Genomic DNA, 20,359 nt, shown 5'->3' with positions numbered 1-20,359 from the left:
AAAAGAACTAAGGGTAAAAATATTTTTTAGTCTGTCAATCAGTGGGTAGTATGAAAATTAAACATGTTGTGGTTGCTTTTTGTTCTTTTTAATCGTTTGGTTATAACCATTGAAGTGTAAAACATAAAAATATAATATTTTTAGAGACCTTGGAACAAATTTGTTGTATTGATAATCCATTGGTTACCCCAAAGTTTTTGATATTCGAATCCAATAGCTCTGCTTGGGAGCGTAATAACCCACTAATTGCATAAAAATAGTGCGGAAAAAATCGTGTAGAGATCAAAAAAATAGGGTTTAATGAAACCTTTTGCGAACTAAGGTTAACCTTATGCGTCGTACAAGGTATAATCCTGCAATTTCCTCGGTATTGAGCCTGTTATGGAGCTAATTCGCGGTATACAGAATATCCGGGCGTGCCACCATGGTTGCGTGCTGACTATCGGTAATTTTGATGGTGTTCATCGTGGGCATCAGGTTTTACTTCAAAATTTGAAACTTAAGGGTGCGCAGTTAGGGTTGCCAACTGTCGTGATGATATTTGAGCCACAGCCCCTTGAATTTTTTATTGGTGACAAAGCGCCAGCGCGTTTGACGCGTTTGCGAGACAAAGTTAAATACCTTGCAGATAGTGGTATTGATTACCTCTTATGTGTTGAATTTAACCAGCACTTTGCGTCATTAACACCTGCTGAGTTTGTTTCTGACTTACTTGTCAGTAAGCTTGGTGTAAAGTACCTCGCTATAGGTGATGATTTCCGCTTTGGGAAAAATCGCATGGGGGACTTTGCTTTTTTACAACAAGCGGGTAGTGAATTTGGTTTTGAAGTTGCAGATACAGAAAGCTTTTGTGATTCAGGGCTCCGTATCAGCAGTACAGCGATACGAAAAGCTATTCAAGAAAATAATCTCGAATTAGCAGAAAGCCTGTTAGGGCACTCTTATCGTATTAGCGGGCGAGTGGTTCATGGTAACCAACTTGGTAGAACAATAGGTTTTCCAACGGCAAACCTACCGTTAAAACGTTTAGTCACACCAGTAACTGGTGTATATGCTGTAGAAGTTTACGGTTTAGGTGATAAGCCTTTACCGGGTGTGGCAAATATTGGCACACGTCCGACTGTATCTGGAAAAGGAACACAGTTAGAAGTTCATCTGATTGATGCAAATATGGATTTATATGGGCGTCATATCGATGTAGTGTTACGTAAGAAATTACGTGATGAGCAGCGGTTTGCTTCGTTGGAAGCGCTTAAGGAGCAAATTGCTAATGATGTAATTGCAGCGAGAGAGTATCTTACTGCAATAGGAATCAGATAATTTAGCGGAAAATTGGAACTGAGAATCGATGAGTGACTATAAAAATACCCTGAATCTACCGGAAACAGGGTTCCCAATGCGTGGCGATCTCGCTAAACGCGAACCACAGATGTTAGAGCGCTGGTACAAAGAAGGTTTGTATCAGGCAATCCGTAAAGCAAAATCGGGCAAGAAAACCTTTATTCTGCACGATGGTCCTCCGTATGCTAACGGCAGTATTCATATTGGTCACTCAGTTAACAAAATTCTCAAAGATATTATTATTAAGTCCAAAGGGTTGGCGGGCTATGATTCCCCATACATCCCAGGTTGGGACTGCCATGGATTACCGATTGAACATAAAGTTGAACAAATCGTCGGTAAGCCAGGGGAAAAAGTTTCCGCTGCTGAATTTCGTGCACAATGCCGTCAATACGCTAAAGAGCAAATTGAAGGGCAAAAAGCTGATTTCATGCGTCTTGGTGTTTTAGGTGAGTGGGATAAACCTTATCTAACAATGGATTTTAAAACCGAAGCTCATATTATCCGAGCATTGGCTAAAACCATTGCAAATGGCCATTTAGTGAAGGGGGCAAAACCTGTTCACTGGTGTACTGCTTGCGGTTCTTCATTAGCGGAAGCTGAAGTTGAATATTATGATAAAACCTCACCATCTATCTATGTTCGCTTCCCAGCCGTAGATGGCAAGGCTGTGTGCGAAAAATTTGGCATTGTTAGCGAAAAAACACCTTCGTTAGTCATCTGGACAACAACGCCTTGGACTTTGCCAGCTAACCGCGCGATTTCTTTAAACCCTGAGTTTAAATATGATTTAATCGAAGCAAATGGTGAGTTACTCATTTTAGCTGCTGACCTTGTCGAAGAGGTAATGAAAACGATAGGGGTTGAAGCGTGGGCAGTTCTAGGGGAGTGTGAGGGTTCTGCACTTGAACTTTTACGTTTCAATCATCCATTTATGGGCTTTGATGTGCCTGCAATTTTGGGTGACCATGTGACATTAGACGCGGGTACTGGTGCTGTTCATACTGCACCAGGCCACGGTCCTGAAGACTATGTGGTTGGTCAGAAATATGGCTTAGAAACAGCGAACCCTGTAGGGCCAGATGGTTGCTTCTTACCAAATACTTACCCAACATTAGATGGTGTGTTTATTTTTAAAGCTAATGACCTTATCGTTGAATTATTGAACGAAAAAGGCGCATTACTATACAAACAAGCGATTCAACACAGCTATCCATGCTGCTGGCGCCATAAGACTCCAGTTATCTTCCGTGCTACGCCACAGTGGTTTATCGGTATGGATAAAAATGGTTTACGTGAACAATCGCTGAAAGAAATTGATATTGTTCAATGGATCCCGGGTTGGGGGCGCGCACGTATTGAATCAATGGTTGAAAACCGCCCAGACTGGTGTATTTCTCGTCAACGTACTTGGGGTACCCCAATGTCGTTGTTTGTTCATAAAGACACTGAAGAGTTACACCCTCGTACATTAGAATTAATGGAAGAAGTGGCTAAGCGTGTTGAAGTGGATGGCATCCAAGCATGGTGGGATCTTGACCCTGCTGAGCTGTTGGGTGATGAAGCCGAAACATATCGTAAAGTACCTGATACCTTAGACGTATGGTTTGACTCAGGTTCAACGCACTTTGCGGTTGTGGACGCACGCCCTGAATTCCATGGTAATTCAGCGGATATGTACCTTGAAGGGTCAGATCAACACCGCGGCTGGTTTATGTCATCATTGATGTTATCAACCGCAATGAAAGGTAAAGCACCTTATCGCCAAGTATTGACACATGGCTTCACTGTTGATGGCCAAGGCCGCAAAATGTCTAAATCTTTAGGCAATACAGTAAGCCCTCAAGATGTCATGAATAAACTGGGTGCAGATATCTTACGTTTATGGGTTGCATCAACGGATTACACTGGCGAAATCGCGGTTTCAGATGAAATTTTAAAACGCGCGGCTGACTCATACCGCCGTATTCGTAATACTGCACGTTTCTTACTGGCTAACTTAAATGGTTTTAATCCTGAAACCGACATGGTGAAACCAGAAGATATGGTGGTTTTAGACCGCTGGGCGGTGAGCCGTGCTTTAGAAGCTCAGCAAGAGATTGCCAAAGCTTATGATGAGTACGATTTCTTATCTGTTATCCAAAGATTAATGCATTTCTGCTCCATTGAAATGGGGTCATTCTATCTGGATATCATCAAAGACCGTCAATACACTGCGAAAAGTGATAGCTTAGCGCGCCGTAGCTGCCAAACTGCGTTATTCCACATTGTTGAAGCATTAGTGCGTTGGATGGCTCCGGTTCTGTCGTTTACTTCTGATGAAATTTGGAATGAGTTACCAGGAAAACGCGCTCAATTTGTTCTTACCGAAGAGTGGTATGACGGCTTATTTGGTTTAGATGAATCAAATGAAATGAACAACAGCTTCTGGGCTGAGTTGTTAGCGGTTCGTGGTGAAGTGAATAAGGTGTTAGAACAAGCGCGTACTGATAAGCTTATCGGGGGCTCATTAGAAGCCGCTGTGACTTTGTATGCCGATAAAGCTCTGGCTGAAAAACTACAAAGCCTTGGTGATGAATTACGCTTTGTTTTACTGACATCACAAGCCCATGTCGCTGATATTGCAACGGCTCCAGCAGATGCGCAAGAAAGCGAATTGAAAGGCCTAAAAATTGCTTTCAGTAAAGCGGCGGGTGAAAAATGCCCTCGTTGCTGGCATTATGCAAGTGATATCGGTTCTTCGAGCGAGCAACCAGAAATTTGTGGTCGCTGTGTCACTAACGTAGCCGGTAACGGCGAAACGCGTAAGTTTGCTTAATGAAGACGCCAGTTTGTTCTACCGGTTTGCGTTGGTTATGGTTGACCATTGTGATCATCGTTGCGGATTTAGGCATTAAGCAATTAGTGCTTAGTGATCTAAATCTGTACGAGCCACACCCGATAATGCCATTTTTCAACATAATGTACGCACAAAATTTCGGAGCGGCATTCAGTTTCTTGGCTGATGAAGGTGGTTGGCAACGTTGGTTCTTTGCGGGTATTGCAATTGGGATATCTGTAATCTTGATGGTTATGATGTATCGCCAAAGTGCACAAAAACGCCTATCAAATATTGCTTATGCATTGATTATTGGCGGTGCTATCGGTAATTTAAGCGACCGTTTAGTCCATGGCTTCGTTATCGATTACCTTGATTTTTACGTTGGTAATTGGCATTGGCCGACATTTAACCTAGCGGATATGGCGATATGTATTGGTGCGGCACTTGTCATTTTTGAAGGTTTTTTACCTGATAAATCAAAGCAAGAAAAAGCCAAATAAGATGGCAGCGTACTAGGTTAGAATGTAATAACTCACAGCCCAGATTTTCTGGGCTGAATTTTATGATAAATAGGTTTGGTTTATGTCTACTCAAATACAGGCACAGAGCTCTGTTTTACTGCATTTCACATTGAAATTGGAAGATGGCTCTACGGCTGACTCCTCGCACGCACAAGGAAAGCCTGCGTTATTTGTTTTAGGGAATGACTCCTTATCGCCAGAACTTGAAGCCCAACTGATTGGCCTTAATGAAGGTGAAAAGAAAAGTTTTTCACTGCCCGGAGATACTGTTTTCGGGAAACATAACCCTGACTTAGTTCAATATTTTTCATTGCGTGATTTTATAGAAACAGGCATTCCTGAAATTGGTACGATAATGCTATTTACGGCGATGAATGGCAGTGAAATGCCAGGTGTAGTAAAATCAATTGAAGGTGAGTCGATTACTATTGATTTTAATCACCCTCTCGCAGAGCAGCAGATTAGTTTTGATGTCGAAGTGCTTGAAGTAGACCCGCAATTGGAGAATCACAATGCAAATATTAATGGCTAACCCTCGTGGGTTTTGTGCAGGCGTAGACCGCGCAATTAGCATCGTAGAAAGGGCGTTAGAAATATATGGTGCTCCGATTTACGTTCGTCACGAAGTGGTTCATAACCGTTATGTTGTTGATGATTTACGTCAACGTGGTGCTATCTTTATTGAGGAAATCTCAGAAGTACCAGATGGGTCTATTTTGATTTTTTCTGCGCATGGCGTTTCCCAAGCTATTCGTCAAGAAGCTCGCTCTCGCGATCTCACCATGTTATTTGATGCGACTTGTCCTTTGGTTACGAAAGTTCATATGGAAGTTGCACGAGCTAGCCGTAAAGGCAAAGAGGCTATTTTAATTGGCCACGCTGGGCACCCAGAAGTCGAAGGTACGATGGGGCAATATAGCAACCCTGAAGGTGGGATGTATCTTGTTGAAAGCCCAGAAGATGTTTGGAAACTGAAAGTGAAAGATGAAAATAATCTCTCTTTCATGACACAAACAACGCTTTCTGTTGATGATACTTCTGATGTCATTGATGCGCTGACATCTCGCTTTCCAAGTATCGTTGGGCCCCGTAAAGACGATATTTGTTATGCAACGACTAACCGCCAAGAAGCAGCGAGAGAGCTTGCAGAACGCGCTGACGTTGTTTTAGTCGTCGGTTCTAAAAACTCATCAAACTCAAATCGTCTTGCGGAGTTAGCTTCGCGTATGCAAAAACCTGCCTATTTAATTGATGGTGCGGAAGATATTAAAACGGAATGGTTAGCGGATAAAAATATTATTGGCTTAACTGCTGGGGCATCTGCTCCTGATATTCTAGTTAGACAAGTTATTGATAGGCTTAAAGAATTAGGGGCTGACTCTGTTGTTGAATTGCAAGGGCGTGAAGAAAATATCGTCTTTGAGGTCCCTAAAGAATTAAGGGTTGAGGTTAAAGAGATTAATTAATCATTTGATTTCAATTATAGGAACAGCCGCTTTATGATTTATTCCTTAGCGGCTGTTGTAACTTATCCGCTCATCGCTCATATAGTCCCTTTCATCGTTTCTCTCCATTAATACTTTTACTGATAATCCTCGTGTTCTCTACGCTTTTGTTAATAACGATGCATTTTTGCTAGCAGAATGGGGTCAGGATAGTTAATCTGTATCACAATCATTTCTAAACTATGGGTAAAAATAGTTTTTTTATCCTAAACAACAGTTCAAATTTATCGATTTGCATTAATTAAAAAAGGATAAGCCATGGCAAATTCAATGGTACGAGTCGCAATAGTTGGTGCCGGTGGGCGTATGGGGCGCCAGCTAATTCAAGCCGCGCAACAACAAGATGGAATTCAATTAGGTGCCGCGATTGAGCGCGAGGGCTCATCACTTATCGGGACTGATGCAGGGGAACTCGCAGGTATCGGTAAGCTAGGTATTGCCATTGTTGATTCACTTAATCAGGTTGTTAATGATTTTGATGTTGTCATTGATTTCACGCGCCCAGAAGGGACTTTACACTATCTTGCATTTTGTAAAGCAAACCAAAAAGCCATGGTAATTGGAACGACAGGGTTTGATGAGCAAGGTAAGCAAGCCATTGCCGAAGCGGCGAAATCTATTCCTATTGTCTTTGCGGCAAATTTCAGTGTTGGTGTCAATGTGGTGCTGAAATTACTGGAAAAAGCAGCAAAAGTGATGGGAAATTACACTGATATTGAAATTGTTGAAGCACATCACCGCCATAAAGTGGATGCGCCATCAGGTACGGCTTTGGCTATGGGAGAGTCTATTGCTAGTGCACTTGGGAAAGACTTAAAAGAGTGTGCGGTATATACCCGTGAAGGTTACACAGGGGAACGAGAACCTGGAACTATTGGCTTTGCAACTATCCGTGCTGGGGATATTGTGGGTGAACATACTGCAATGTTTGCAGATATTGGGGAGCGAGTTGAAATTAGCCATAAAGCCTCTAGCCGTATGACCTTTGCAAATGGCGCAATAAAAGCTTCAGGGTGGGTTTGTGCTAAAAATAATGGGTTATATGATATGAAAGATGTGCTTAGTTTGGATGATTTGTAGTTTTTTATTTTTTATTTTGTCTTTTAAATTATGGCCTTGTAATCTATATTTATTATTATAATATCGATTTGAATTATTTTTATTCAAATCGATATTAATTGGTGTTTTCATGGTTTTTATCTTCAATTTTGCTCGTTAATTATCCTTTCTTCCTTCTTTTAGCTGGGTTATTATCAATAAACTAGTTATCTTGCTTTGCAACCGTTTACTTATTCATATTTACTGCTATTTATACTACTCATCCAACTAAAAGTGAGGTAGTTAAGTAAAAAAGTAAGATAAAAGTGAAAAAAATGCATTTTTTTCTAGACAAGACCCTATCTCATCATTAGAATGCGCGCAATTTGCCAAAAATTTGCTTAAAAACTCATTTTGGCATTGATTTAGATCGTAAAATCTGAATTAATATGCAAAAAACGTGATTTATTATTCTCCGGAGGGTGTTTTGATTAAGTCAGCTATATTGGTTCTGGAAGACGGAACCCAATTCCACGGGCGTGCTATCGGTGCAGAAGGCGCTGCAGTTGGAGAAGTCGTTTTCAACACGTCGATGACCGGATATCAAGAAATAATTACAGACCCTTCCTATTCCCGCCAAATTGTTACTCTCACTTATCCCCATATTGGTAATGTCGGCACTAATGCTGATGACGAAGAATCCCCAAATGTTCATGCACAAGGCTTAATCATTCGTGACTTACCATTGGTTTACAGTAATTTCCGCGGGCAAGAAGGGTTATCCGAATATCTAAAACGCCATAACGTCGTGGCGATTGCGGATATCGATACACGTAAATTAACACGTTTACTGAGAGAAAAAGGCGCTCAAAACGGTTGTATCATTGCGGGTGATAACCCTGATGTTGCACTCGCACTGGAAAAAGCGCGTAGTTTTTCAGGTTTGAATGGGTTGGACTTGGCAAAAGAAGTCTGCACTAAAGAGATTTATAACTGGTCCCAAGGTTCATGGACGCTGGAAAATGGCCAGCAAGGCGCGAAAACTGCGGAAGAACTCCCTCTACATGTTGTTGCTTATGACTTCGGTGCAAAGCGTAATATCTTACGTATGTTAGTTGACCGTGGTTGCCGTTTAACTGTGGTGCCAGCAACTACACCAGCAGAAACTGTATTGGCGATGAACCCCGATGGTATTTTCTTATCGAATGGCCCTGGTGACCCGGCTCCTTGTGATTATGCAATCAAGGCAATTGAAACATTCTTAACCACAGAAATCCCAGTATTTGGTATTTGTTTAGGGCACCAATTACTCGCTTTGGCCAGCGGTGCTAATACCATGAAAATGAAGTTTGGTCATCATGGTGCTAACCATCCAGTTAAAGATTTAGACAAAGATGTGGTGATGATTACGGCGCAAAACCATGGTTTTGCGGTTGATGAATCGACACTTCCCGACACACTGCGCGTGACTCACAAGTCACTGTTTGATGGAACATTGCAAGGTATTCACCGTACGGATAAACCAGCATTTAGTTTTCAAGGCCACCCAGAAGCAAGCTCAGGGCCACATGATGCGGCAAATTTATTCGACCATTTCATTGAATTAATTAATGAATACCGTCAAAACACACCTCGTCAAAACGCACAATAATCGGGAGCAAAAAAATGGCAAAACGTACAGATATAAAAAGCATTCTGATTTTAGGTGCCGGCCCAATTGTGATTGGCCAAGCATGTGAATTTGACTATTCAGGTGCCCAAGCGTGTAAAGCACTGCGTGAAGAAGGTTACCGCGTAATCTTAGTTAACTCGAACCCTGCGACTATTATGACAGACCCAGAAATGGCGGATGCAACTTACATCGAGCCGATTCACTGGGAAGTTGTGCGTAAAATTATTGAAAAAGAGCGCCCAGATGCAGTATTACCGACCATGGGGGGGCAAACCGCATTGAACTGTGCGCTTGAATTAGAGCGTAAAGGCGTTTTAGCCGAGTTCGGTGTCACCATGATTGGGGCGACTGCTGATGCAATAGATAAAGCAGAAGATCGCCAACGTTTTGATAAAGCAATGAAAAAAATCGGCTTGGGCACTGCACGCTCAGGTATCGCACATAATATGGAAGAAGCATTTGCTGTTGCCGATGCGGTAGGCTTTCCCTGTATTATTCGCCCATCATTTACGATGGGAGGCACCGGTGGCGGTATCGCCTATAACCGTGAAGAGTTTGAAGAAATCTGTACTCGCGGTTTAGATTTATCCCCGACTAACGAATTATTGATAGATGAATCGCTGATTGGTTGGAAAGAATACGAAATGGAAGTTGTCCGCGATAAAAAAGATAACTGTATTATCGTTTGTTCCATTGAAAACTTCGATGCCATGGGGATCCATACAGGTGACTCTATCACCGTAGCACCAGCTCAAACACTGACTGATAAAGAATACCAAATCATGCGTGACGCATCGATGGCAGTATTGCGTGAAATCGGCGTTGAAACAGGTGGCTCTAACGTTCAATTTGCGGTAAACCCTAAAGATGGGCGCTTAATTGTTATTGAAATGAACCCGCGGGTTTCGCGTTCATCAGCGCTTGCCTCTAAAGCAACAGGCTTCCCAATTGCAAAGATTGCGGCAAAATTAGCCGTGGGCTATACCCTTGATGAGTTAATGAATGATATCACTGGTGGCCGTACCCCTGCATCATTTGAACCTTCCATTGACTACGTTGTGACAAAAATTCCGCGCTTTAACTTTGAAAAATTTGCGGGCACGAATGACCGACTCACAACGCAAATGAAATCGGTTGGCGAAGTGATGGCTATCGGTCGCACATTCCAAGAATCAATGCAAAAAGCGTTACGTGGGTTAGAAGTGGGCGCAACAGGCTTTGACCCGAAAGTGGCTCAAGAGGACCCTGAAGCTCTGACTCGTATCCGTCGTGAATTAAAAGATGCTGGTGGAGAGCGTATTTGGTTTATTGCGGATGCATTCCGTGCGGGGCTTTCTGTTGATGGTGTTTTCAATTTAACCAATATTGACCGCTGGTTCTTAGTGCAAATCGAAGAACTGGTACGTTTAGAAGAAGAAGTGGCTGAATTAGGTATCAATGGCCTAACCAAAGACTTCTTACGTGTACTCAAACGGAAAGGTTTTGCAGATGCCCGTTTAGCTAGTCTAGTCGGGGTTTCTGAAGCAGAACTGCGTAAATTACGTCAAGGCTATGATTTACATCCTGTATATAAACGTGTTGATACCTGTGCGGCAGAATTTGCAACAGATACGGCTTATATGTATTCCACTTATGAAGATGAGTGCGAGTCAAACCCAAATAATGCTAAACCGAAGGTGATGGTATTAGGCGGTGGGCCAAACCGGATTGGGCAAGGGATTGAATTTGACTATTGCTGCGTGCATGCATCTTTAGCGTTACGCGAAGACGGCTATGAAACCATTATGGTCAACTGTAATCCTGAAACCGTTTCAACTGACTATGATACATCAGATCGCCTCTATTTTGAGCCAGTGACACTGGAAGACGTACTTGAAATTGTGCGTATCGAGCAGCCAAAAGGCGTGATTGTGCAATATGGTGGTCAAACACCATTGAAATTAGCGAGAGCGTTGGAAGCTGCCGGTGTTCCTGTTATTGGTACGAGCCCAGATGCCATCGACCGCGCAGAAGATCGTGAACGTTTCCAGCAGGCCGTTAATCGCTTGAACTTGAAGCAACCACAGAACGCAACTGTCACAGCGATTGAGCAAGCCGTTGAAAAAGCAGCTGTTATTGGCTACCCACTGGTTGTTCGTCCATCCTATGTACTAGGTGGCCGAGCAATGGAAATTGTATATGACGAAATCGATTTACGTCGCTATTTCCAAACCGCGGTAAGTGTCTCTAACGATGCGCCAGTGCTACTTGACCGTTTCCTAGACGATGCGGTTGAAGTTGACGTAGATGCGATTTGTGACGGTGAGATGGTACTGATCGGCGGTATCATGGAACACATTGAGCAAGCTGGTGTGCACTCTGGTGACTCCGCATGTTCTCTACCTGCTTATACGCTTAGCCAAGAAATCCAAGATGTAATGCGTGAACAAGTTCGTAACCTTGCCTTTGAGTTACGTGTGCGTGGCTTGATGAACGTGCAGTTTGCAGTCAAAAATAATGAAGTTTACTTAATTGAAGTCAATCCACGTGCGGCAAGGACTGTGCCTTTTGTCTCTAAAGCAACGGGTGTGCCATTAGCGAAAGTTGCAGCGCGTGTGATGGTAGGGCAAACCTTGGCACAGCAAGGGGTGACGGAAGAGGTTATTCCACCATATTACTCTGTGAAAGAGGTGGTATTGCCATTCAATAAATTCCCTGGTGTTGACCCAATTCTTGGGCCTGAAATGCGTTCAACAGGCGAAGTAATGGGCGTCGGCCGGACATTTGCTGAAGCCTTTGCTAAAGCGATGTTAGGCAGTAGCTCGACGATGAAAAAATCAGGCCGTGCACTGTTATCTGTTCGTGAGGGAGATAAAACTCGCGTGGTTGATTTAGCTGCTAAGCTGTTAAAACACGGCTTTGAGCTGGATGCTACTCACGGCACTGCGATTGTGTTAGGAGAGGCTGGTATTAACCCACGCCTCGTCAATAAAGTTCATGAAGGTCGTCCACACATTCAAGATAGAATTAAGAATGGTGAATATGATTACATTGTGAATACCACCGCAGGGCGTCAAGCCATTGAAGACTCAAAATTAATTCGTCGCAGTGCATTGCGTTATAAAGTCCACTATGACACGACGTTGAATGGTGGGTTTGCCACTACGATGTCGCTCAGTGCAGACCCAACAGATACGGTAATCTCTGTACAAGAAATGCATGCATTAATTAAGTAATAATTTAACGTTATCTATATAAGCCTCAGTATTCAATCTACTGGGGCTTTTTTATTGCTATTCTATAAAGCCATCTCCTGACGAGAGGGAAATTGTCTGCTGATATAATGGATAAGATGGAATTTTAATAAAAAGTGCAAAGTGGTGATTGACTCTCACGTAACGTGAGGCACTAACCTTAGTCGCAATTACAGGAGGAACATATGCTATTTCAAGTTGGTGAGATCGCGGAAAAAACAGGATTAACCATCCGTACACTTCATCATTATGAAGAAATTGGCTTATTGGTACCAACTGCAAGAACCGATGCAGGTTATCGGCTTTACAACATGCAATGCATAGAGCGTTTAACGCAAATTCAATTGTTACGGCAAGTTGGAGTCAAACTGAAAAACATCGGTGAATTACTGGATGGCCAGAGTGGAGATATGACGAGTTTGCTGCAAGAGCGAATTGCATTATTAACGGAACAAATGGAGCAAATGGCGACATTACGTAATCGATTAGAGCAATTACACAGGCAAATGCAAACGGGGAATACTTTAACTCAGGCTGATTGGTTTTCTGTATTGGAGATGATGTCGATGTTTGATAAATATTTTACCCCTCAAGAATTGGAACAATTGCCATTATATACGGCGCATACGCTGAAAAACCAAGAGTGGCAACAGCGAGTAGCAACGGTAAGCAAGCTGATGGAACAAGGTGCAACACCTCAATCTACAGAGGTGCAACAAATTGCACATGAATGGATGACAGCGTTAGAAAGAGATACCGGAGGAAACCCTGATTTCTTTGCACGACTGAATCAAATTCATTTATCGGATAACACGTTAGCTTATTCATCAGGCATTTCTGTCGCAATGATCCAATTTGTTGCAGAGGGTTTTAGTGAATACCAATTATCACTGTTTAAACCCCATTTAACCGCGGAGCAATTTGCTTTTGTTCAGCAACATTATTTTGCTTCAGGGCAGGTGTGGCCTGAGTTAATTGCGGGTCTCTATAATGCATTAAAAGCCCAAAAATCCCCAGATTCACCTGAAGTACAACAATTAGCACAAACATGGTTAACGATGTTCAACCAGTTTACGGGGGGAGATCCTGAGCTACAAGAGAGAATTCGGGCTATTTATCGTGAAGATCCCAAAATTTCTCAAGGGACATGGATGACAGCAGAAATTGGTCAGTATTTATTTTCTGCTATTAGCAGTTTGATGACTGAATAAACCAAATGGCCGCTGACTAGCGGCCATTGAGGTTGTTGACAAAGCGGGATAAAAGCGTGGTTTTTCCCGCTTTGTGTTATCAGCCGAAAATCAATAAATTGATTTTTCTAGTTTATTTTCAAAACCTATTCGACTTGCCGCCAAACATAATATGTTTGTCAGCAGTCTGAATGGCCGCTGACTAGCGGCCATTACTCGGTCATATTATGATTTCTCTTTGCTACTCGAGAGTGCTTTGCGGTGTTTCCAGTACATTACAATTGAGCCAATTAGGCCACTAATCAGTAGGATAACTGGGATAATCATCAGAGCACTAATCACAATTTGCTCGTGTTCTTTCACAAAAGGAATTTGGTTTAGGGCATACCCTAAGGTGACAATCAAGCCAACCCATAACAAACCACTTAACCAGTTAAAAAACTGGAAACGGCGGTGGCTTAATTCAGATAACCCAGCAAGCAAAGGTAATATCGTTCTGACAAATGCAAGAAAGCGCCCTATAAGTAGCGCGTATAAACCTTGCTTATTAAACATATTGTTTGCTTTGGTGTGATATTCCTCAGGGATTTGCGCTAACCAGCGCTTCACAACCTTAGTTTCACTTAACCATCGACCTTGCAGAAAACCCAACCAGCAACCTAAACTGGCTGCGGTTGTTAGCAATAATATCGTGGGTATAAAGTGCAAAACCCCTTTGGCAATTAATGCACCAGAAAGGATCAACAAGGTATCACCGGGTAAGAAAGCGGCGGGAAGGACGCCATTTTCTAAAACAATGACAACAAAAAGTACGGTATAAATAACCCAAAGCACTTCAGGGTTGGAGAGTTTAAGGAAATCGTGGTGCCAAAGTGCCAGTACGATTTCGCGTAGGACTTCCATAATCATTCCTGTATCTGCGTAAAAGCGAATTTCTTTATTATCTATATTACAGGAAAAAAAGGGTTCAAGTTTGATTTGTTTGAAGAATTAATCATTTAGTGAAAAAATTGCAGGAAACATTTAACGCAGCTCCTGCAATTAATATATTGATTTTTAATTTAAATTCTTTCGAAAGCTAATTGTAAGTCGTGAATTAAATCATCGGTGTGCTCTAGGCCTATATGCACTCGGAAGAAGGTTCCTTCTTTTGGTGAAAAATCATACTGCCGCATATTGAGTAAATCTTCTTTTTGGTATCCCAAAATCAGCGACTCAAAACCACCCCATGAATAACCCATTTTAAAATGATTAAAATTATCAAGAAAAGCGGTAAATTGCTCAGTGGTTAAGCGTGATTTTAGTTGGAAAGAGAAAAGGCCATTAGCACCTGTAAAATCACGGATAAAGAATTCATGGCCCGGTGAATTCTCAAGTGCAGGGTGAAATACCTGTTCAACTTCAGGACGTTGTTGTAACCAGTTAGCGACTTGTAAGCTATTAATTTGATGCTGTTTTAAGCGAGTCGGTAATGTATGCAGTCCTCGATTAGCCATATAAACGGTGTCTGGATCAGCCGTTTGGCCTAAGAGATATGAATTTTCGCGCAATGTTTCAATACAGCGTTGGTTTGCCACAGCAAGGCCGAGCATACCGTCGGAATGGCCATTGATATATTTAGTTGCTGATTGGATTGATACGTCAACATCAAATAATAAAGGTTTAAGTAAAACACCAGCAGCCCAAGTGTTATCAATCATAATCACAATTTCAGGGGATTTCGCACGTATTGTCTTTACGATTGTTGGTAAATCATGAACTTCCATGGTGATAGAACCGGGGGACTCCAAGAATACAATACGCGTATTGGGCTGAATTAAATCAGCGATACCTGTTCCGATGAGTGGATCAAAATACGTGGTTTGGATATTTAACTTAGTGAGAATATTGTCGCAAAAATTTTGAGTTGGGTCATAAGCTGAGCCTGTAACAAGGATATGTTCGCCAGCAGAAATAAACGACAAAATGGCATTTGTGATAGCTGCTGCGCCTGATGGGTAAAGGACGCATCCAGCACCTGATTCTAATTCTGTCATGGCCTCTTGAAAAGCGAAATGAGTTTGCGTACCACGACGCCCATAAAATAATACGCTATTTGCACGATGGCGAGTTGCATGACGTTTCTCTTCGAGCGTATCAAAAATAATAGATGATGCTCTCTGAATTACGGGATTTACCCCTTTTTGTGTGTACTTAGGGTTCCGACCAATATGGACTAATTGTGTTTCAGGTTTTATTTCTGCCATGATTTTTCCCTACACAGAGTGTGAACTGGCTAAATTCAAAGGTGATTTATACTAAGACGTTAAATGATCCTGATAGAAATGTAACTTGAGTATTCTTCAACTTTCAAATCGTAGGTGAGTTTTATTTTGTAAAGTTAAGTACGAACACTTAATTGAGCTGTGAATTATTAAGAAAAATAACCGCATAATAGAAAAGGGCATGTTTGTCTAAACGCAAAAAAATATAAAAAAATCGCGAATACTAATGATAATTACTATCAATTCGCGCTGTGTTTGATATCATCAGCACCGTCTTTTTGAAAAGAGACGGACAGCGCGAGTCAAATTTCGCTTTTAAAGGTTAGTCGATGAATGGCACAATCATCGATATGAATTTTATTATACAACACTAAAAAGAGAGTAAAGGCCAACTGATGCGTAAACTAACAGCTTCTATTCTATTGGCGTTCGGCTTGATGGGTACGGCAGTCGCTGAAACCACACCTGCAACAACACCAGCTGCGTCTCAAAACACACCATCAACACAACCGGCAGTAAATTCAGCCGCACCAACAACAACGACACCAAGTGCTGAAGTTGCATCAGTACCTGCTGAGCCTGCACAAGGCGAAGCCGTGAACACAACAGTTGTTAATGAAAACATTGAAATTGCAACAGAAGCACCAACAGGGGGTTTTGATCAAGACTTATCTGTTTGGGGAATGTACCAAAATGCAGATAACGTGGTTAAAACCGTTATGATTGGTTTGGTGATTGCTTCTGTCATTACATGGGCTCTATTTTTCTCAAAAGGTTTGGAAATATTAGTCGCTCGTCGCCGCTTAAAAGCAGAAGCAAAAGCGATTGCTGAGGTGAAGTCACTTGATGAGGCGGTCAGTATCGCAGAAGGCTTCAAAGCAAATAGCATTACACGTATGTTATTAAATGAAGCTGTTACTGAGCGGGCTTTATCAGCCAATAGCTCTGATTTATCAGGCACAAAAGAGCGCACATCATTCCGTTTAGAAAGAGCTGTTGCTGCGATTAGCCGTTATATGGGGCGTGGTAATGGCTATTTGGCGACTATTGGTGCGATTTCTCCATTTGTCGGTCTATTTGGGACTGTCTGGGGGATCATGAACAGCTTTATCGGGATTGCCCACTCGCAAACGACTAACCTCGCTGTTGTTGCCCCTGGTATTGCAGAAGCATTATTAGCGACAGCAATTGGTCTTATTGCCGCTATCCCTGCGGTTGTGATTTATAATATTTTTGCCCGTATGATCAACAACTATCGTGGTCAAGTAGGGGATGTCGCTGCTCAGTCCGCATTGTTACTGGGGCGTGATCTTGATCTGGCAAATAGCAAAGCAAGGTAATTATTATGGCAATGCGTTTAGGTGACGAACAAGACGATAGCGGTGAAATGCATGAAATTAACGTAACACCTTTTATTGATGTTATGTTGGTTTTATTGATTATCTTTATGGTTGCGGCACCATTGGCAACAGTTGATATTAAAGTCGACTTACCCGCCTCGACAGCGAAGCCGCAGCCGCGTCCTGAAAAACCTGTATTTCTAACGGTTAAATCGGATAGCCAGCTTTTTATTGGTGACCAAGCTGTGACAAAGGAACAGCTTGCTTCTACACTTGACCAAGCAACGAGTTCCAATAAGGAAACAACAATCTTTTTCCAAGCGGACAAGAGTGTTGATTATGAAACTATGATGGATGTAATGAATGCATTGCGTCAATCAGGGTACTTGAAGATTGGTTTAGTGGGAATGGAAGCGACATCATCCTCAAAATAAGCTGATTAAGCCATATAAACGCGTTTTATCATTAAGGGTAAAACGCGTTTTTTTATGATCTAACCATACCACTAAGATAAGTTCGTGTCTTACTAACCTCCCTTAGGTACTATTTGTGAAAATCCAAGCGCATTTATTTATCTAATTAATTTTTTTTTAAAGAATTTTATTCTTATTTGACGCTTTTTATTCGCAATTTGATAAGGTAGCTTGACCATTGTGCCCATTTTTTTACTCTATTTTGGATGTTTTCGCTTGTATTCCCGATAAGTAATAAATATTTTCATTAATTTTTATAATGAATTATTGTGTGTTTTTCCTTTCTTATCATAGTAATTTCTATTGATATTACCTTTTTTTCTACCTACTCATTAGTCATATTGATTCATTTTCTTGGTTTTTTAATTTATAAATACGAGTTAAATGACCTATTAATTCTGGTTATTTTATCAATGACAATGCAATAATGATGTAAAACTTTATTAAAAATAAACCATGTTACCAATAAGGATTTATATAAGTATTATTTTTAATCTATTTTTGTATATTCCCTTATTAATAGGGCGGTTATTTAATAAAAGAGAGATTGGTCAAAAAATGATTGTTTATCATAGGTCTGGTTGTTTTTATTTTTAATTTTTAGGTTGATAAATCTTAATTACGTAAATACTACTAATAAATTATAATGAAAAATATGTTAATTTTATTAATGTTCAAAAAGTTTTATTATTCCAGGGAATATATTTTTAAAGCTAATTTATATATTTAATTAATATTAAATTTATTTTTAAATTTGAAATGAATTCTTTTTTATAAAAAATGTAAATTGTTTGTAATATCTTAACTATAGGTTAAATATTTTGCCTCATTCTTATGTTTTTGCTGTATCTCTTTGATTTAAATTGATTTTGTGTTTTCTCCTGTATCTTGTCATGAAAATGAAAAAACACTTGCGCAACAAAAGTGTTGCGCTATAATGCAATCAATAACATTTAGAAACACTTTTAAATACTTTATTATACTGAGTTATCTATTTTTATAATTTACTTATGCTAGGGAATTAATAAGGTCAACACTAATTTGGGAATCATACAAAGTTAGTGAATATTTAGGTCTTAACATTAAAAATAGATATAATTACTTAACAGTTAGCTCAGCTAAGTAAATGTATTTAGACCGTGATATAAGTGTTATTACTGGAGTCAAATGGGCTGACTACAGACTACGCATAGCAAGCGTCGCCGTAATACGGCAATTTCATATTATACTCTTCTATAGATAAAATAAGACTACACTTCCAGCGTTATCATTGAGATAGCGCTTTTTTTTTATTCCTAACTATCTCTTTAAATCTGGCTGTGCTCGAGATCAATTTGCCTCTCGTTTTATGATGAAATAACTTCACGAAAAAATTTATCGGAGTATGATGTTGCCACTTCGCTGTGGGGATCGATATAAATACTTATAACGATAATTATACAACGGCGAGTTTCTCTGCCAAGGTCTGGCGTGAATGAATTGGAAGTAACAATGACTTGGTCTGATTTTAAATCTCGCTATCTCATCGGTTTTTGGAAACCATTACCTGCAGTTATTGCCGCAGGTATCTTATCAACCTATTATTTTGGCTTGACTGGCACGTTTTGGGCAGTTACGGGTGAGTTTACGCGTTGGGGCGGGCACATCATGCAATTATTTGGCGCTGAACCAGAGACATGGGGCTATTTCAAAGTTATTGGTTTTGAAGGTACACCATTGGATCGCATTGATGGTGTGATGATTATTGGTATGTTTGCTGGGTGTTTTGCCGCTGCTTTATGGGCAAATAATATTAAATTACGAATGCCTCAGCACCGTATCCGTATTTTTCAAGCTATTTTGGGTGGTATTATCGCTGGATTTGGTGCTCGTTTGGCAATGGGGTGTAATTTAGCCGCATTCTTTACTGGGATCCCTCAATTCTCATTACACGCGTGGTACTTTGCTGTTGCTACTGCGGCAGGGTCATATTTTGGTGCGAAATTTACACTAATGCCAATGTTTCGCATCCCTGTGAAACTGAAAAAAGTCAGCACCGCATCGCCGTTAACACAAAATCATAATGTGGCGAAAAGACGCTTTAAACTAGGAATGGTGATTTTCACATTAGCACTAGCTTGGGGTTTTTATACTTTATTAGACTCCCCTGTGATGGGTTTTGCTATCTTATGTGGTATTGGCTTCGGGTTACTGATTGAAAGAGCGCAAATTTGTTTTACCTCCGCATTCCGTGATCTGTGGATCACCGGACGCACACATATGGCCAAAGCTATCATTATTGGTATGGCAGTCAGTGCAATTGGTATCTTCAGCTATGTACAGTTAGGCGCAACGCCAAAAATTTTATGGGCTGGGCCGAATGCAGTGATTGGTGGATTACTGTTTGGCTTCGGTATTGTGCTCGCTGGTGGTTGTGAAACGGGCTGGATGTACCGTGCGGTCGAGGGCCAAGTCCATTATTGGTGGGTTGGTTTTGGTAATATCATTGGTGCTACGGTGCTGGCTTATTACTGGGATGATTTAGGTCCTTGGTTGGCGACTGATTTTGACAAAGTTAATTTACTTGAAACCTTTGGACCAGAAGGTGGATTGCTAGTCACTTATGGATTATTAGCGGTAGCATTTGTGTTGATGTTGGTCTGGGAAAAACATTTTTTCCGTAAACGTTCTCAAAAAGCATCTAATGTATCCGTGGAGGTAATATGAGTAATAAAGACATTATCCCTGATTATCGTTTAGATATGGTCGGAGAACCTTGCCCATATCCAGCAGTAGCAACACTAGAAGCAATGCCATCGTTGAAAAAAGGCGAAATATTAGAAGTGGTAAGTGATTGCCCGCAGTCGATTAATAATATTCCTCTAGATGCGAAAAACTACGGTTATACGGTGTTGGATATTCAGCAAGATGGGCCGACTATTCGTTATCTTATCCAAAAATAACGAATACGCGTCATATTTT

Annotated in this window: 15 protein-coding genes; 13 read left to right on the top strand and 2 right to left on the bottom strand. The window is 41.0% G+C overall.

All coding sequences use genetic code 11. The features are described from left to right. Positions 1-381 precede the first annotated feature (381 nt). From ribF to PR834_RS17960, 9 genes are all read left to right on the top strand, one after another. Positions 382-1,320, top strand: coding sequence for a bifunctional riboflavin kinase/FAD synthetase (ribF, locus tag PR834_RS18000; RefSeq protein WP_096864532.1), 939 nt, complete (start codon positions 382-384; stop codon positions 1,318-1,320). Positions 1,321-1,348: 28 nt separating this feature from the next. Beyond that, entirely contained in the window at positions 1,349-4,159 is a 2,811-nt protein-coding gene (ileS, locus tag PR834_RS17995; RefSeq protein WP_110592418.1) for an isoleucine--tRNA ligase, read from the top strand. After that, positions 4,159-4,662, top strand: coding sequence for a signal peptidase II (gene lspA, locus PR834_RS17990; RefSeq protein ID WP_004905631.1), 504 nt, complete (start codon positions 4,159-4,161; stop codon positions 4,660-4,662). Before ileS ends, lspA begins: the two co-directional genes overlap by 1 nt. Positions 4,663-4,744: 82 nt before the next feature. Continuing rightward, a complete protein-coding gene (fkpB, locus tag PR834_RS17985; RefSeq protein ID WP_094961935.1) occupies positions 4,745-5,215 on the top strand; it encodes an FKBP-type peptidyl-prolyl cis-trans isomerase in 471 nt (156 codons plus the stop codon). Further along, on the top strand, positions 5,196-6,149 hold the full coding sequence (gene ispH / locus PR834_RS17980; RefSeq protein ID WP_004905626.1) for a 4-hydroxy-3-methylbut-2-enyl diphosphate reductase: 954 nt from the start codon (positions 5,196-5,198) through the stop codon (positions 6,147-6,149). The genes fkpB and ispH overlap by 20 nt, the downstream gene beginning before the upstream one ends. 297 nt (positions 6,150-6,446) lie before the next feature. Then, positions 6,447-7,268, top strand: coding sequence for a 4-hydroxy-tetrahydrodipicolinate reductase (gene dapB / locus PR834_RS17975; RefSeq protein WP_110592416.1), 822 nt, complete (start codon positions 6,447-6,449; stop codon positions 7,266-7,268). Positions 7,269-7,713: 445 nt separating this feature from the next. After that, positions 7,714-8,877, top strand: a complete 1,164-nt coding sequence (carA, locus tag PR834_RS17970; RefSeq protein ID WP_153673989.1) for a glutamine-hydrolyzing carbamoyl-phosphate synthase small subunit — start codon at positions 7,714-7,716, stop codon at positions 8,875-8,877. A 14-nt stretch (positions 8,878-8,891) separates the two neighbouring features. Beyond that, on the top strand, positions 8,892-12,113 hold the full coding sequence (carB, locus tag PR834_RS17965) for a carbamoyl-phosphate synthase large subunit (protein WP_004905617.1): 3,222 nt from the start codon (positions 8,892-8,894) through the stop codon (positions 12,111-12,113). 203 nt (positions 12,114-12,316) lie between these two features. Further along, positions 12,317-13,342: a MerR family transcriptional regulator gene (locus tag PR834_RS17960; protein WP_004905612.1), complete on the top strand. Its 1,026-nt coding sequence runs from the start codon at positions 12,317-12,319 to the stop codon at positions 13,340-13,342. Between the two features lie 204 nt (positions 13,343-13,546). Here the strand turns inward: PR834_RS17960 and PR834_RS17955 are convergent, their stop codons facing one another. Both PR834_RS17955 and metC read right to left on the bottom strand, forming a co-directional pair. After that, positions 13,547-14,224, bottom strand: a complete 678-nt coding sequence (locus tag PR834_RS17955; RefSeq protein ID WP_004905610.1) for a DedA family protein — start codon at positions 14,222-14,224, stop codon at positions 13,547-13,549. Positions 14,225-14,382: 158 nt separating this feature from the next. Continuing rightward, positions 14,383-15,567 carry a cystathionine beta-lyase gene (metC, locus tag PR834_RS17950; protein ID WP_110592413.1) on the bottom strand — a complete coding sequence of 395 codons (1,185 nt, stop codon included), beginning with the start codon at positions 15,565-15,567 and terminating at the stop codon, positions 14,383-14,385. A 413-nt stretch (positions 15,568-15,980) separates the two neighbouring features. Here metC and exbB point away from each other — a divergent pair, with 413 nt between their 5' ends. The 4 genes from exbB to yedF all read left to right on the top strand — a co-directional run bounded on the left by exbB (position 15,981) and on the right by yedF (position 20,340). Further along, entirely contained in the window at positions 15,981-16,925 is a 945-nt protein-coding gene (gene exbB / locus PR834_RS17945; RefSeq protein WP_004905606.1) for a tonB-system energizer ExbB, read from the top strand. A 5-nt stretch (positions 16,926-16,930) separates the two neighbouring features. After that, positions 16,931-17,359 (top strand): TonB system transport protein ExbD, encoded by a 429-nt coding sequence (exbD, locus tag PR834_RS17940; protein WP_094961939.1) that lies wholly within the window; start codon positions 16,931-16,933, stop codon positions 17,357-17,359. A gap of 1,530 nt (positions 17,360-18,889) precedes the next feature. Continuing rightward, positions 18,890-20,104, top strand: a complete 1,215-nt coding sequence (yedE, locus tag PR834_RS17935; RefSeq protein ID WP_004905600.1) for a selenium metabolism membrane protein YedE/FdhT — start codon at positions 18,890-18,892, stop codon at positions 20,102-20,104. After that, positions 20,101-20,340, top strand: coding sequence for a sulfurtransferase-like selenium metabolism protein YedF (yedF, locus tag PR834_RS17930; RefSeq protein ID WP_004905598.1), 240 nt, complete (start codon positions 20,101-20,103; stop codon positions 20,338-20,340). The genes yedE and yedF overlap by 4 nt, the downstream gene beginning before the upstream one ends. The last annotated feature ends 19 nt before the right edge of the window (positions 20,341-20,359 follow it).

Source organism: Providencia sp. PROV182, from assembly GCF_028480325.1.
Taxonomy (GTDB): domain Bacteria; phylum Pseudomonadota; class Gammaproteobacteria; order Enterobacterales; family Enterobacteriaceae; genus Providencia; species Providencia hangzhouensis.
This window is presented reverse-complemented; position numbering and strand designations above follow the sequence as displayed.

What these genes read in the sequence shown, in the direction of transcription:
- ribF (WP_096864532.1), top strand. Translation starts at nt 382, where the DNA reads ATGGAGCTAATTCGCGGTATACAGAATATCCGGGCGTGCCACCATGGT.
- ileS (WP_110592418.1), top strand. Translation starts at nt 1,349, where the DNA reads ATGAGTGACTATAAAAATACCCTGAATCTACCGGAAACAGGGTTCCCA.
- lspA (WP_004905631.1), top strand. Translation starts at nt 4,159, where the DNA reads ATGAAGACGCCAGTTTGTTCTACCGGTTTGCGTTGGTTATGGTTGACC.
- fkpB (WP_094961935.1), top strand. Translation starts at nt 4,745, where the DNA reads ATGTCTACTCAAATACAGGCACAGAGCTCTGTTTTACTGCATTTCACA.
- ispH (WP_004905626.1), top strand. Translation starts at nt 5,196, where the DNA reads ATGCAAATATTAATGGCTAACCCTCGTGGGTTTTGTGCAGGCGTAGAC.
- dapB (WP_110592416.1), top strand. Translation starts at nt 6,447, where the DNA reads ATGGCAAATTCAATGGTACGAGTCGCAATAGTTGGTGCCGGTGGGCGT.
- carB (WP_004905617.1), top strand. Translation starts at nt 8,892, where the DNA reads ATGGCAAAACGTACAGATATAAAAAGCATTCTGATTTTAGGTGCCGGC.
- PR834_RS17960 (WP_004905612.1), top strand. Translation starts at nt 12,317, where the DNA reads ATGCTATTTCAAGTTGGTGAGATCGCGGAAAAAACAGGATTAACCATC.
- PR834_RS17955 (WP_004905610.1), bottom strand. Translation starts at nt 14,224, where the DNA reads ATGGAAGTCCTACGCGAAATCGTACTGGCACTTTGGCACCACGATTTC.
- metC (WP_110592413.1), bottom strand. Translation starts at nt 15,567, where the DNA reads ATGGCAGAAATAAAACCTGAAACACAATTAGTCCATATTGGTCGGAAC.
- exbB (WP_004905606.1), top strand. Translation starts at nt 15,981, where the DNA reads ATGCGTAAACTAACAGCTTCTATTCTATTGGCGTTCGGCTTGATGGGT.
- exbD (WP_094961939.1), top strand. Translation starts at nt 16,931, where the DNA reads ATGGCAATGCGTTTAGGTGACGAACAAGACGATAGCGGTGAAATGCAT.
- yedE (WP_004905600.1), top strand. Translation starts at nt 18,890, where the DNA reads ATGACTTGGTCTGATTTTAAATCTCGCTATCTCATCGGTTTTTGGAAA.
- yedF (WP_004905598.1), top strand. Translation starts at nt 20,101, where the DNA reads ATGAGTAATAAAGACATTATCCCTGATTATCGTTTAGATATGGTCGGA.